Genomic DNA, 13,855 nt, shown 5'->3' with positions numbered 1-13,855 from the left:
TCGGGCGGGCAAGATGCCCACCCCACAAGGAAATTCACTCTTTGTGGAACAGGCATCTTGCCTGTTTTTGGGAAAGGCGATCGATCGGGCGGGCAAGATGCCCACCCCACAAGGAAATTCACTCTTTGTGGAACAGGCATCTTGCCTGTTTTTGGGAAAGGTACAAGATGTGAATTGCCATAAAAATGGTAAATTCTGCTGTACTTTTTCTAGATAACTTTCAGTGCCCCAATCTGCCAGCAGGTGACGCAAACGCGGTTTTTTGCCATCAATTCGAGGTCGATTTTTGGTGTATTCAACATAGGTGCTAGCGAGGGCGGCTAATACTGAAATACATTGCGATTCTTGGATTAAAATTCCTGTATCGCCGTTTAAATGCAGCCGAAAAACGATTTCTGATTGGGTTGAAGGCCCTTCAGCAGCTAATAAAATATCGTTGCGTAAAGCCTGGATCGAAACCGATTCCCCGCCGTCGAAGCCAATACTGAACTTAGGCGAAAGTTCCGACAACTCGGAATGTGTTTGCAGGTAATCATCCCAAGCTTTCACTAGCGGGCGAGTATCGAGTAACTGCTGGCGATCGATCCCTGCTGTCGGGCTTGCCATAATATTGCGAATCGGGTCAACTTCAACGCGGCGAGAGGCTATCCCCAATTCCTGCAAGCGGTTCCAGACTTCCGGGGCAATTTCCGAGTTCACTTCTCGGATTTGCAAATTTGCCCGATTTGTCACTTGCAAACAGCCGGTACTGTATTGATCTGACAAATCGGCGATCGTCCGACACTGCTGCGCGTTTAAAATTCCCCCAGGAATCCGCATTCTCGATAAAACTCCGTCTCGGGCTTGGGAACCGTAAAATAAACCCGGACAAGTCGGCAAATCAGTCAAAGCTAACAAATAATCTCCTCCCCGTGCTACGCAGGGAATCCAAAAGTAAACGCCCACAAAGCGCCCCCGAAATCGGCATTCTGACTTTTACAGTTGCGGCACAGCGCCGGAATTGCACCGGACTTTCCCGCTTTCAGGTTTTAGAAAGGTATCACGAGCTGACATACAGAAAGCAAAACCCTCAACTTTCTTAACAAAACCCCTGGCGATGGCGTCGGGCCCTCGCCCGTGCTACGGCCCTGCCTCTCCTCTCATCAGCTTTCCTAATCACAGTCATCAGTTTAACTGTCGCTACACCCCTTTACAAACGTTAACAATACCGTTAATAATAGAAACATCATCCGAACATTGACAACCAAATACAGCAATCATAAAACCATGACAACAACCTTACAGCAGCGCGAAAGCGCCAACGTCTGGGAACGCTTTTGTGAGTGGGTCACAAGCACAGACAACCGCATTTACATCGGTTGGTTCGGCGTCTTGATGATTCCTACCTTGCTCAGCGCCACCATCTGCTACATCATCGCCTTCATCGCTGCTCCTCCTGTGGACATCGACGGCATCCGTGAACCAGTAGCAGGTTCCTTAATGTACGGTAACAACATCATCACAGGTGCTGTTGTTCCTTCATCTAATGCCATTGGCTTGCACTTCTACCCAATCTGGGAAGCAGCTTCCTTAGATGAGTGGTTGTACAACGGCGGCCCTTACCAATTGGTAATTTTCCACTTCCTGATCGGTGTATTTTGCTACATGGGTCGTGAATGGGAATTGTCCTACCGCTTAGGTATGCGTCCTTGGATCTGCGTCGCTTACTCTGCACCAGTTGCAGCAGCAACCGCAGTATTCTTGATCTACCCAATCGGACAAGGTTCGTTCTCTGACGGTATGCCTTTGGGTATCTCCGGTACATTCAACTTCATGATCGTGTTCCAAGCCGAGCACAACATCCTGATGCACCCGTTCCACATGTTGGGAGTTGCTGGTGTCTTCGGTGGTTCTTTGTTCTCCGCCATGCACGGTTCCTTGGTAACATCTTCCTTGGTTCGTGAAACAACCGAAACCGAATCGCAAAACTACGGTTACAAATTCGGTCAAGAAGAAGAAACCTACAACATCGTTGCAGCCCACGGCTACTTCGGTCGTTTGATTTTCCAATACGCTTCTTTCAACAACAGCCGTTCTTTGCACTTCTTGTTAGGTGCATGGCCAGTAGTAGGCATCTGGTTTACCGCTTTGGGTATCTCCACGATGGCTTTCAACTTGAACGGTTTCAACTTCAACCAATCGATTATCGACTCGCAAGGTCGTGTCATCAATACTTGGGCTGATGTGATCAACCGCGCTAACTTGGGTATGGAAGTAATGCACGAGCGCAATGCTCACAACTTCCCTCTCGACTTGGCTGCTAGTGAAGTCACCCCAGTAGCAATGGTTGCTCCTTCTATCAATGGCTAAGTTTTAGTTTTTGATTAACAAATAGCGCTCCTAGAAATAGGGGCGCTTTTTGTTTGGGGAAAATCTAATTTAACACTACTAATGCTTGGCAAAAGTTGGCTTACAGTTTACCTCAATAAATTTTTATCTGACCCTTTATGGACAACGACAAAAATTATTGAGATAGTTATAGAGTTCGCGAAATAACGGACATTTTTTCTGGACTTCATTCGGCTCGATTTCTCTCAATAGCAAAGGAGTATGAGCTCCTTTAGAAAAGCGTGCTTTATCGAGATTACTCTCATGTTCAACAATTGTTGAAGCAATTAATATCTCTGATAGCTTTTCTCGGCAGCTATCTTTATCAGAATCATATTCACTAAACGATTCTGGATTCTCAAAAGAAACTTTTCTTTGTGTACTCAGCCACCAACGCATCCGTTCATGTCTTCTGCCTCGAAAATCTGAATTTTTAGCTATTGAATTATTCCAATCAGCAATAATCCAAGCTTCGATTTCTGGCGCGGCAAACCCAACAAATTTGTTGAGAGCGGCACATTCTGGTATTTTTGATAACTCTGCCAATATTTTTGATTTTTGTGTCTGATAATCACGACAATCCAAATCATCAAAAACTAAAATCAGGTCGCATTTATTTGGTTCTGCTTTTAAGGCGATCGGTAATTCTTGCTTTATTTGCTCGATTAAGCTTTGACCTGTTCTTCCATAACTACCTGCTTTATTAGCTTTAGGGCCGGGTTTTTGACGAACTGGTGTTTTTCGTTCAAATCTACAGCCCGGAAAAGTTTTTTCTAAAAAAGGAAAGAATCCTCTAACCTCAGCCTCACCGCCACCAGAGAAAACCCACACTACCACGGCCATCCTCCAATACTTGGATCGCCAACACGGTATAAGTCGCCCAATTGCCATCCCTCTTCAAGTTTTGGCTCCAGCAGTTCTTTTGAAAGAGATTTGACTGAGAAATACGTTCTGTTTTCGGGATAAAAACAAAGAACATTCTCTAAACGATCGGTAAAGTGATCTAAAAGGTCGGGACTATGTGTGGTAATAATTATCTGAGTTCTGGTGGCAGCTTTTTTAATCCACTCAGCTAAAATTGGCATCCACGAGACGTGCAATCCTAATTCAGGTTCATCAATGACTATCAAAGAAGGAAGGAGTGGAGAATGTAATATAGTTGCCCAACAAAGCATCCTGACAGTTCCATCCGACATTTCATTTAGGTAGAATGCTTCATCATCAATACCTTCAAAATACCATTCTACAGTGAGAGATAGGCGACCAGAAGGTAAAGCTCTAAGGCGACGAGTTTTTGGCAGGATGGACTTCATTGCCTCGTTAATGCTATCTTCAAAATTGATAGATTTTTGGTTTAAATTGTACAAGACTAAAGGCAGATTATCTCCCGATGCAGATAGGTAAATATCACTGCCACCTATTTTAGGTTCTGCGGTTCTAATTAAACTCAAGTTCATGTTGTTGGCATTATAAAATTGCCATTTTGAAATAAATTCAATTAATTCTCTTCTAATTTTGTAAATAGGTGTATTTTCTGGTGGCAATTGACTATTTTCAAGGAGTATGGGAATTATCAGCAAACCAAAAGAATTTGTAGGAATGTTATCTAAAGGTTCAAACTGAGTTGGCTCTTGACCGGGAAAATTGTAAACAGATAAAACTCCTTGCCCTAATTCTCTGTTATGGAATTTATAGTAATAGAAAGGTTGCCTGCTGCAAGTTTCCTGCAAATCTTCTCCACCATATAGATATTCTTCAGAGATGCTCGCCCTTACTTTTTCTCGATCGGTATAAAGTTTGAAATCAAAAATTGCGCTGTCTTTTTGAAGATTACCACTTTGGTTAATTTGCGAAAAACAGTAGGCCATACTGACCTTTGCCGGACTTTCAACATTGACATCTAAGATTTTATCACCGCCCAATTTAGAAATAGCATCCTCAAAACTACTCACGCCGCGATTTTCATCGGGAATAGCTATTAGGCAATCTTTTAAAAATTTTAAACAACTGATGAAATTGCTTTTGCCTGAACCGTTTGAGCCGATAAATATATTAAGGTTGTTTAAATTTACAGATGGATCTAACTGTAGATTTTTATAATTCTTGGTTGTCAGAAATCGAATAATTGGTTGATTCATACGATCGCTCCGGTTATACTTCAGAAAGGTTAGGGCAGGCAAGATGCCTACCCTACAATAATTTAAAATTTGCACCTACAGCTAATAGCCGATCGCCCAATCTAAAAATAAAAGGTGAAAAATTAATTTTTCACCTTTTAAATCTCGACTTTCTAATTGCCCGTTACTGAACAAACTTCTTGAATGCCAGAGTCACGTTGTGGCCGCCAAATCCAAAGGAATTCGACAGCGCCACATCAACTTTTAGATCGCGGCTTGTATGAGGAACATAGTCCAAATCGCACTCAGGATCGGGATTTTCCAGATTAATTGTCGGCGCGATTTTGTCATTGGCGATCGACATTACCGTCGCCACCGCCTCAATGCCCCCAGAACCGCCCAAAAGATGGCCGGTCATCGACTTGGTAGAACTAATTGCTACTTTGTAAGCGTGGTCTCCCAAAGTCTGCTTAATCGCTTTTGTTTCAGTAGAATCGTTGGGAAGCGTGCTCGTGCCGTGAGCGTTGATATAGCTCACTTGATCCGGCGTCAAACCCGCATCCTTGAGCGCTAAAGCCATCGCCCGCGACGCACCGTTCCCCCCCGGTACTGGAGAAGTCATGTGATACGCATCGCAAGTTAAACCGTAGCCGACGATTTCTGCGTAAATCTTCGCGCCACGCGCCAGAGCGTGTTCCATTTCTTCTAGAATCAGAATGCCAGCACCTTCGCCGACGACAAAACCATCACGATCGCGATCGAACGGACGAGAAGCATGAGTCGGGTCATCGTTGCGAGTCGAAAGCGCCCTCGCCGCAGCAAAACCCGCCACGCACAAAGGTGTCACCGCAGCTTCTGTACCGCCACAAATCATTGCTTGGGCGTAACCCCCCTGAACTAAGCGAAACGCATCGCCCACGGCATTTGACCCGGCAGCGCAGGCCGTCACCGTACAAGAGTTTGGCCCTTTAGCGCCCGTGTGAATCGCCGTCAGGCCCGCGGCCATATTCGCAATCATCATGGGAATCATAAACGGGCTGCATCGATCGGGGCCGCGAGTCAGATATATCTCTTGCTGGTCTTCTAAAACCTTCAGCCCGCCAATGCCAGTGCCAAGAATGACACCCACCTGTTCTGCGTTCAGGTCGTTAATCTCAAACTTCGCATCAGCAAGAGCTTGCTTGCTCGCTGATACCCCAAATTGAGCAAAGCGATCCATCCGCTTTGCTTCCTTGCGCTCTAAATAGTCGTGTGGGTCGTAACCCTTCACCTCTGCGGCAAAGCGGCAGTCGTGCCGCGACGGGTCGAATAAGGTGATCGGGCCTATACCATTCTTCCCGGCAAGCAACCCGTCCCAATATTCGGACAAGGTATTGCCGATCGGTGTAATCGCGCCGAGACCCGTGATAACAACGCGCTTACGCTCTAAATTTGTCATGATTTCAGTTTCAAAAAATTAAACACCCAGAACGCAGAACAAAAGAGGAGTTTCCAGTTTTCTAACTTCTCTCCTCTTAGGGGAAAAGACAGGTATTTTATGCTTTTGGAGCTGCAAGTTGGCTGCTGATGAAATCTACAGAAGCTTGAACTGTAGTAATTCCTTCGGCTGCTTCGTCGGGAATTTCAATATCAAACTCTTCTTCCAAGGCCATGACCAGCTCTACTGTATCTAAGGAATCTGCTCCTAAATCGTTAGCAAAGTTGGCTTCGGGCTTGACTTCGCTTGGATCGACTTCCAATTGATCAGCCACAATTTTCTTGACTCTAGCAAAAATGTCGTCTTGACTCATAACCTCGTGTCCTCATTGGTTGCTGCGTATCTAATCTTATCCGAAAGGGGTATCGGCAAGAGAAAGGCTGGCCGCTTTTCTAAGTGACACGGGCCAGCGACAATTGGGACACGGACGATCGCAGCAACCCTACGACTAAGGAAAAAACCCATAGCCCACAATCAATCATCTCGTTTAGCAACCTGATAACGTTGAGGAACCGGAATTTTGGGTCGATGGTGCGTCAATCGATTTTAGATTTTAGATTTTAGATTTTAGATTGAAGCATTGACTCCACGGATAAATTCGGAGGGCAAGTTTCTCGGATACAGGTTTTTTATTTCTGGGTCCTGAGTCTGCTTTCGGAATGAATCCGGGGGCTTGTATCCTGGATGCTTGATTGTCAGTCTTCAACTCAAAATGCTTGAGAAAAGCTGACAATTGGCTCCTAGCTAGGCGGTGATACGTTAATTATAAAGAGGGAAAACTAAGCAGGAAGCCTCCCGACTTCGATCGCTCAAGTTTCTTGTCCCGAACCTTGTGTCCCCTGCAGAAACAATTATGCCATCCCCAAATCTCAAATATGCTTACTTTCCCGGTTGCGTTCCCCAAGGGGCGGCCCGTGAACTTTACCTGTCTACCCAAGCGCTGACTCAAGCCTTGGGGATTGAACTGGTGGAACTCAAAAAAGCTTCCTGCTGCGGTTCTGGCACTTTCAAGGAAGATTCGCAGTTACTCGAAGATACTGTCAACGCTCGCAATATTGCTTTGGCTGAGGAACTGAATCTGCCTTTGCTGACACATTGCAGCACTTGTCAAGGGGTAATCGGTCATGTGGACGATCGCCTCAAGGAATCTCAGAAAACCGATCCCAACTACATAGAAAAAGTCAACGGTTTACTGGAAAAACAAGGCTGTTCGCCTTACAAAGGCAGTACCGAGGTGAAACATCTGTTGTGGGCGATCGTTGCAGATTACGGGCTCGACGAGGTGCAGAAGCGAGTCACCCGCAAGCTTTCGGGTTTGAAGTGCGCGTCTTTTTACGGGTGCTACCTGCTGCGAGCTCAGGATAAGCTGCTTTACGATGACCCGCACCAACCGGAATCGATGGAAAATGTGTTTCGGGCGATCGGGGCAACTCCGGTTTATTATCGAGGGCGGACGCAGTGCTGCGGCTGGCCGTTGGCGAGTTATGCCACTAACCAATCTTTTCAGATGGCAGGCAAACATATTCAAGATGCTCTTGACAATGGGGCTGATTGTATGGTAACGCCTTGCCCGCTTTGTCATTTAAATTTGGATTCGCGGCAGCCGGAGGTGGAAAAAGTAATCGGGCGCAAATTGGGTTTGCCGGTGCTGCATTTACCGCAATTGGTGGCTTTGGCTTTGGGTGTGGAACCGAAAAAACTAGGACTCGATCGACATATTGTTTCAACTAAGCCCGTGTTAGAAAAATTAGGCTTTTAGTCGATCGATTTGCGCGGGTTTGTAGTAAGGGCTTTAGTCCTTTCTCATTTCAAATCCCGTTAGATCGGAATTATACCCGAGTGCTAGCGGAAGGCTCGATCGCGCTTATACACTCTTGAGTTGATAGAAGATACCGTCCACAATATCAGTCCTGGACGCACACATACCAAAGAAACCGGGTTTTTTACCGAATCTGCGGGTCACAACCTTTGTTTTTTCGTAAAAAAACCCGGTTTCTGAGCCCCGGTGGGTAAGTCCTAAATTTGTCCTTTTGTCCCCAGAGGTGGTCTAGTCTTCTTCTTGTGGGGCAGCAATAGCGCTGGGGAGTAAACAATGAAACGAAACCCAGTAAATCTCACACGTTCGGTATTCCTATGGGCAATGCTAGGAATCATTTGTGGTTTGTTTGGTGCAAGTTATTGGATATTTTTGTCTTACATGATGGTGGGATTTGAATATTTTAGTGGACATTCTCTACTAATCATCATGCCGCTTGCGGGTTTACTCATCGGTTTGCTCATTCATTGGCTGGGAAATCCTGGCGAAATAGGGTTGATTATTGACAATATTCATCTCAATGGTGGGCGGTTACCAATGAACGAGAATCCTTCGATGATTCTGTCGTCGCTAATCAGTATTGCAAGTGGAGGCAGTGCGGGTCCAGAAGCACCAATGGTGCAAGTAACAGGTTCAATTGGTACGTGGTTAGCCGATCGCTTTCAATTGCGCGGAGAGGCACTACGAACTTTGAGTATTGCTGGCATGGCATCTGGTTTTACAGTTTTGTTCGGTGCTCCTTTGGGTGGTACTTTTTTTGCTTTAGAAATCCTGCATCATCAGAATGTTGTGGAGTATTTTGAAGCAATCTTGCCTGCGGTCGTGGCAAGTTGTGCAAGTTACACCATTTTTGTAGCAATTACCCAGCTAGGAATTGGTCCTACCTGGCATTTTCCTCAATACAATGTGGACAGCCTTTATGACTTTGGCGCAGCGATTGCTTATGGAATCGTAGGTGCGCTCATGGGGTGGCTTTTTATCGCTATATTTCGCGGTGTAGGTCGCTTGTTTGATGCCATACCCAGTCCAATCTATGTGCGGACTACTTTAGCAGGGCTAGGACTTGGTGTTTTATCAGCTTTATTTCCGCTCACTCGTTTCTTTGGTGAACATCAAATTGAAAAAATTGTTGAGGGAAACTTTCCTTTGGAATTTCTCTTGATTTTAGTTATTGCTAAAGTGTTTGCCATTAGTACGACCGTAAATGGAGGCTGGCGGGGAGGGATTATCATCCCACTGTTTTTTATAGGAGCCTGTTTAGGAAAGGCAATCGCTATCATTAATCCCGCATCCAACGAGACTTTGGCAATGATTTGTGTAATGGCTGCTCTGAATTCAACAGTTACTCGAACTCCAATTAGTACAACTCTGCTACTGGCAAAATTGACAGGATTTAGCACTTTTACACCGATTCTCTTCGCTAGTCTCGTGGGCTTCTTCTTGGCTCCCCGATCTCCCTTCATTAGCTCACAGCGTAAAGTGGATTAACCAAACGGCTAGAATTCCTCTAATAGCTCGGTGTAGCGGTGAAAAATAGGTGCATTTTGCGAGTGCCGAGTCTAAAGGCTTCTGCCATTACAAATGCACCAATGGCATCAAACAACATCTAGCCGTTGATACCAGTCAGCCTGCCGTTTTTTACCCATTGCACAAAAGCCAGTGGGTCCGATGACTGTGGCTTGATTGAAATGTTGAGTCACAACCTCGATTATTTTCACACTGTGACCCGTCAATATTCCGAAGATTACCATTCTGCAAGGGTAAGGGGTATCACCCGGATAAGATCATCGCAGTTTGGTCAAGAACTTTGAGCCCACTCTCACCAATCCTACTGCCAAACTCAATTTGTATTTCATCAGGGTGATGCTGAAACGGTTGGCAAATGAATAAATCCCAAATGGGTTCTATAAGAGTCCCAGCGTGAATAACTGTGAAGTTTTGTCGCTTTTTCGCGAAGTGCTTCCAGGCACTGCGGTAGACTAACCTTTAATTCTCTGTGCAGGCTATAGCGGTGGCACCTCACCGTCAAATCTGTTAATTCGCAGAGGCAGCAAATTTTTAGTGACTCGTTGGGAGCCTTTATTCAATGTCTCATTCAGTCAAAATTTACGATACTTGCATCGGCTGCACTCAATGCGTCCGCGCTTGTCCGACTGACGTTTTGGAGATGGTGCCCTGGGATGGCTGCAAAGCAGCTCAGATTGCCTCATCTCCCCGCACCGAAGACTGTGTAGGCTGCAAGCGGTGCGAAACTGCTTGCCCCACCGATTTTCTGAGCATCCGGGTTTACCTGGGAGCCGAAACCACTCGCAGTATGGGTCTAGCCTACTAAATATCGATCGACACGCCGATCGAATTACGGGTACCAAAGAGGGGGCGATTAAATTGCCCCCTCTTTTTTTGTCGCGGAATCTGCATTCTGGGGCCGGAAGAAGGTAAAAATGATAAAACTTGAGTTTTATTGCGATCGCTAAGCAGGAGTAGTACGTTAAATGTGCGGAATCGTTGGCTATATCGGCACGCAAGCAGCAAGCGAGATTTTGCTAGCAGGATTGGAGAAACTAGAATACCGGGGCTACGATTCAGCGGGCCTCGCTACCATCTCGGAAGGAGAAATTACCTGCATCCGAGCCAAGGGCAAATTGCACAACCTCCGGGAAAAGCTAGCAGAGATAGACTCTCCGGCTCCCATCGGCATCGGACATACCCGCTGGGCCACTCACGGCAAACCAGAAGAATATAACGCTCACCCTCACCTAGATAATAGCGGGCGAATTGCGGTAGTTCAAAATGGAATTGTCGAAAATTATCGCGAGTTGCGGAAAGAATTGAAAGCAAAGGGACATAAATTTGTCTCGGATACGGATACAGAAGTTATTCCTCATTTAATAGCTGAATTTTTTAAAGAAGCAAGAAGGGAGAAGGAAGAAGGAAAAGATAAAAAAACCGAAAAAGTAGCTGATTTATCGTTTTTGGAAACAGTTTTAAAGGCGGTAAATAAATTAGAAGGAGCTTTTGCCATCGCCGTTATTTGTGCAGATTTTCCAGAGGAAATAATTGTCGCCAGACAGCAAGCTCCTTTGGTGATTGGCTTTGGTGCTGGCGAATTTTTCTGCGCTTCCGATACGCCGGCCTTAGTATCTCACACCCGCACTGTTTTGTCTTTGGAAAATGGCGAATTGGCAAGACTGACTTCGATGGGAGTCGAAGTTTACAGCTTTGCAGGGGAAAGGCTGAAAAAAAGCCCGCGCATCCTGGGTTGGAGTCCGGTTTTAGTCGAAAAACAAGGCTTCAAACACTTCATGCACAAGGAGATTTATGAACAGCCAGCCGTAGTCCGAGCTTGTTTGGAGGCTTATTTAGACAGCGATTGGCAGCCAGGAAATCCGCGCTCTCCCATCAATCTCAACTTGCCCAAAGAACTTTGCGCTGATGTCGAACAAATTTCCATTCTCGCCTGCGGAACGAGCTGGCACGCCTCGCTAATCGGCAAATATTTGTTGGAACAATTAGCTAATATTCCCACTGCGGTGCAGTACGCTTCTGAATACCGCTACGCGCCCGCACCGCTGACAGCAAATACTTTAACTATTGGGGTAACTCAGTCGGGAGAAACGGCGGATACGCTGGCTGCTTTGGGGATGGAACAGCAGCGCCGCGCGGGTTTTACCGATAAATTTCGGGCGAGAATGCTAGGCATTACTAACAGGACTGAAAGTTCGATCGCCCACATGATGCCCCACGTGATCAATACCCACGCTGGTATAGAAATCGGTGTTGCTGCCACTAAAACTTTTGTTACTCAGTTAATGGCATTCTATTTCTTAGCTTTGGATTTGGCGCACCAGCGGCAAACAATCAGCACTGAAAGATTGGCAGAAATTATTACTGGTTTGCGCCAGTTGCCAGCGGAAATTGAGAAGTATTTGGAGATTCAAGAACAGTATGTGGAGGAATTGTCCCACCAGTTTACAGACACCCAAGATTTTATCTTTTTGGGGCGGGGCATAAACTTTCCGATTGCGTTAGAAGGGGCGCTGAAACTGAAGGAAATTAGCTACATTCACGCCGAAGGATATCCGGCGGGAGAGATGAAACACGGCCCGATCGCCCTTTTGGATGCGAAAGTGCCTGTAGTGGCGATCGCCATGCCAGGAAGCGTCTACGAAAAAGTGCTTTCCAACGCTCAGGAAGCGAAGGCCCGCGACGCCCGTTTAATTGGCGTCACGCCCAAGCAAGGTGTGGCGGAAGCCGAGATTTTTGACCACGTTTTGCCGGTGCCTTTGGTGGATGAATTATTGTCGCCAATTGTGACAGTGATTCCGCTGCAATTGTTGGCTTATCACATTGCAGCCCGTCGGGGTTTGGATGTGGATCAGCCACGAAATTTGGCGAAGTCGGTGACGGTAGAATAAAGGAAGTCATTAGTCATTAGTCATTAGTCAGTAGTCATTAGTCAGCAGTCATTAGTCATTAGTCATTAGTGGGTTGTTGGTTGTTGGTTGTTCGTTCTAATAACCAATAACCGATGCCCGATGCCCGATGCCCGATGCCCGATGCCCTATTCCCTCTGGCTGACTCCGCAAATTGCGGCTAACAGCAACCAGCTTGTAGTATTGACTCGGAAATCAAACAGCGTCACATCTACAGTGTTAAAAAGCGTACAGGCGGCGAAGGCTAATAAATAACTGAAAAAAATTAGGCGATCGGTCGCTCTTACCTCTTGACAAACCACCTGATTTTTGCTATTAATTATAGATTTTTGATTGAGCACTAAAGCATTTTCCGCTACTTTCTGTGTGGCTATTTCCTCGTGTTTGATATCCGCAGTAAAAAGCGGCCAATTCGCCAGCAGTAAAACACCTCTAGCCAAAACCCAGCCAACTAAACCAAACAACAAAACCGTTGCCGGTATCCCTGTTTCCGCAGTCAACATCAGCATCAAACTGTGAGGATGACCGAGCCATTCTTGCATCTGAGCTTGATAGAGAGGCGTAAAATTTCGCAATCCCCAACCAGTCCAAGGACGCTGCTGAGTCATCGACCAAGCAAATTCCCACTGAGTTTTTCTTAAAGTAGCTGTCGGTCGATTTGGGAACATCTCGTCGGTGAGTCTCGCCCAAAAGAAAGCAGGGACAATTATTCGCAAATACTGCCGTAAAGGTTCGGGGCCAAAGGCAGACAAAAAAACTGTGCTAGCGACACTCAAAACGGCAGCTAATAATTTTTTATAACCCACATAAAATGCAAAAGCCAAAACTGCCAAAACTGCCATTCCCCAAGCATTGCGAGAATTAGTAAAAATCAAAGCAACAGCATTTCCGATCACTGCCAAACTTAAAAATAGGAATTGGGCATTGGGCATTGGGCATTGGGCATTGGGCATTGGTAAGTGGTGACGACTGACAACTGACAACTGACAACTGACTTCTCCCATCCACAGTCCCAGTGCTAAAATAAAAGCAATTGTCAGATAGCAAGCTAAAATATTTGCGTACATAAATACAGAAGCCATACGGCCGGGGGGATTGCCTTGGGGTTCGAGTACCCAGCCAAAAACAGGCTGCAATTGATCGATGCCGCTCCAGCCTAAAAATTGCTGTCCCAAACCTAAAATTATCACTGGAATTGAACTAATTACAATCACCCAAGACAATTGCCGCAATTGAGGCAGAGTTTGAATTAAACTGCTAAAAGCGACAAACAATATAAAGAACGGCAAGAAATTGTACAACCCTATAAAAGCCTCGATGCGGTTGTGGGCAAAAACCGCTGTGATGACTAGCAACGCGCTCACAATTGCAAATCCTCGATTCAACGGGCGGCGACTAATTTGACGGAACTTTTGCTTCCAAGTGCCGGCCAATCCCAGGAATAAACCTAAAGCTCCCAAAATCGGAATTAAGGGAAAAATCAGCATCCCCACTTGGGCTAAATTCCAAGGGATTTGCAGGCGGGGATCTGGATGTTTTTGGAGGCGAGACTTGAGATTTTCGGCTGTCAGTTTGGCAGCTAATTTCAACCGATTTTTGATATTCACCCACACTCCCAATCTCAAATCTAAAATCTACAATCTAC

Annotated in this window: 10 protein-coding genes, 1 pseudogene and 1 riboswitch; of the genes and pseudogenes, 5 read left to right on the top strand and 6 right to left on the bottom strand. The window is 45.8% G+C overall.

Annotated features, from left to right (window positions below; genetic code table 11):
• A pseudogene (locus QUB10_RS01585) lies at positions 1 to 945 on the bottom strand (hypothetical protein); the annotation flags it as partial.
• A gap of 8 nt (positions 946 to 953) precedes the next feature.
• A riboswitch (adenosylcobalamin-variant (AdoCbl-variant) riboswitch) is annotated at positions 954 to 1,033 on the bottom strand.
• 233 nt (positions 1,034 to 1,266) lie between these two features.
• Between QUB10_RS01585 and psbA the strand changes: the two are divergent.
• Positions 1,267 to 2,349 carry a photosystem II q(b) protein gene (psbA, locus tag QUB10_RS01580; protein ID WP_333198860.1) on the top strand — a complete coding sequence of 361 codons (1,083 nt, stop codon included), beginning with the start codon at positions 1,267 to 1,269 and terminating at the stop codon, positions 2,347 to 2,349.
• 135 nt (positions 2,350 to 2,484) lie between these two features.
• On the opposite strand, the gene QUB10_RS01575 is transcribed toward psbA, so the two are convergent.
• From QUB10_RS01575 to acpP, 4 genes are all read right to left on the bottom strand, one after another.
• A complete protein-coding gene (locus QUB10_RS01575) occupies positions 2,485 to 3,210 on the bottom strand; it encodes a DUF4276 family protein (protein ID WP_333198858.1) in 726 nt (241 codons plus the stop codon).
• Positions 3,198 to 4,505, bottom strand: coding sequence for an AAA family ATPase (locus tag QUB10_RS01570; RefSeq protein ID WP_333198856.1), 1,308 nt, complete (start codon positions 4,503 to 4,505; stop codon positions 3,198 to 3,200). The genes QUB10_RS01575 and QUB10_RS01570 overlap by 13 nt, the downstream gene beginning before the upstream one ends.
• A 163-nt stretch (positions 4,506 to 4,668) precedes the next feature.
• Positions 4,669 to 5,922: a beta-ketoacyl-ACP synthase II gene (gene fabF, locus QUB10_RS01565; RefSeq protein WP_333198854.1), complete on the bottom strand. Its 1,254-nt coding sequence runs from the start codon at positions 5,920 to 5,922 to the stop codon at positions 4,669 to 4,671.
• 97 nt (positions 5,923 to 6,019) lie between these two features.
• Entirely contained in the window at positions 6,020 to 6,274 is a 255-nt protein-coding gene (gene acpP / locus QUB10_RS01560) for an acyl carrier protein (protein ID WP_333104466.1), read from the bottom strand.
• A gap of 540 nt (positions 6,275 to 6,814) precedes the next feature.
• Between acpP and QUB10_RS01555 the strand changes: the two genes are divergently transcribed.
• From QUB10_RS01555 to glmS, 4 genes are all read left to right on the top strand, one after another.
• On the top strand, positions 6,815 to 7,720 hold the full coding sequence (locus tag QUB10_RS01555) for a CoB--CoM heterodisulfide reductase iron-sulfur subunit B family protein (RefSeq protein WP_333198851.1): 906 nt from the start codon (positions 6,815 to 6,817) through the stop codon (positions 7,718 to 7,720).
• A gap of 333 nt (positions 7,721 to 8,053) precedes the next feature.
• A complete protein-coding gene (locus QUB10_RS01550) occupies positions 8,054 to 9,265 on the top strand; it encodes a chloride channel protein (protein WP_333198849.1) in 1,212 nt (403 codons plus the stop codon).
• 598 nt (positions 9,266 to 9,863) lie between these two features.
• A complete protein-coding gene (gene psaC / locus QUB10_RS01545; RefSeq protein WP_015175986.1) occupies positions 9,864 to 10,109 on the top strand; it encodes a photosystem I iron-sulfur center protein PsaC in 246 nt (81 codons plus the stop codon).
• Between the two features lie 160 nt (positions 10,110 to 10,269).
• Positions 10,270 to 12,192, top strand: a complete 1,923-nt coding sequence (gene glmS, locus QUB10_RS01540) for a glutamine--fructose-6-phosphate transaminase (isomerizing) (protein ID WP_333198847.1) — start codon at positions 10,270 to 10,272, stop codon at positions 12,190 to 12,192.
• A 146-nt stretch (positions 12,193 to 12,338) separates the two neighbouring features.
• Here the strand turns inward: glmS and QUB10_RS01535 are convergent, their stop codons facing one another.
• Complete coding sequence (locus QUB10_RS01535; RefSeq protein WP_333198845.1) at positions 12,339 to 13,817, bottom strand: O-antigen ligase family protein; 1,479 nt, start codon at positions 13,815 to 13,817, stop codon at positions 12,339 to 12,341.
• Positions 13,818 to 13,855 lie beyond the last annotated feature (38 nt).

The organism is Microcoleus sp. B5-D4 (assembly GCF_036705145.1).
Lineage (GTDB): Bacteria > Cyanobacteriota > Cyanobacteriia > Cyanobacteriales > Microcoleaceae > Microcoleus.
This window is presented reverse-complemented; position numbering and strand designations above follow the sequence as displayed.

What these genes read in the sequence shown, in the direction of transcription:
- QUB10_RS01575 (WP_333198858.1), bottom strand. Translation starts at nt 3,210, where the DNA reads ATGGCCGTGGTAGTGTGGGTTTTCTCTGGTGGCGGTGAGGCTGAGGTT.
- QUB10_RS01550 (WP_333198849.1), top strand. Translation starts at nt 8,054, where the DNA reads ATGAAACGAAACCCAGTAAATCTCACACGTTCGGTATTCCTATGGGCA.
- psaC (WP_015175986.1), top strand. Translation starts at nt 9,864, where the DNA reads ATGTCTCATTCAGTCAAAATTTACGATACTTGCATCGGCTGCACTCAA.
- psbA (WP_333198860.1), top strand. Translation starts at nt 1,267, where the DNA reads ATGACAACAACCTTACAGCAGCGCGAAAGCGCCAACGTCTGGGAACGC.
- QUB10_RS01570 (WP_333198856.1), bottom strand. Translation starts at nt 4,505, where the DNA reads ATGAATCAACCAATTATTCGATTTCTGACAACCAAGAATTATAAAAAT.
- QUB10_RS01555 (WP_333198851.1), top strand. Translation starts at nt 6,815, where the DNA reads ATGCCATCCCCAAATCTCAAATATGCTTACTTTCCCGGTTGCGTTCCC.
- glmS (WP_333198847.1), top strand. Translation starts at nt 10,270, where the DNA reads ATGTGCGGAATCGTTGGCTATATCGGCACGCAAGCAGCAAGCGAGATT.
- fabF (WP_333198854.1), bottom strand. Translation starts at nt 5,922, where the DNA reads ATGACAAATTTAGAGCGTAAGCGCGTTGTTATCACGGGTCTCGGCGCG.
- acpP (WP_333104466.1), bottom strand. Translation starts at nt 6,274, where the DNA reads ATGAGTCAAGACGACATTTTTGCTAGAGTCAAGAAAATTGTGGCTGAT.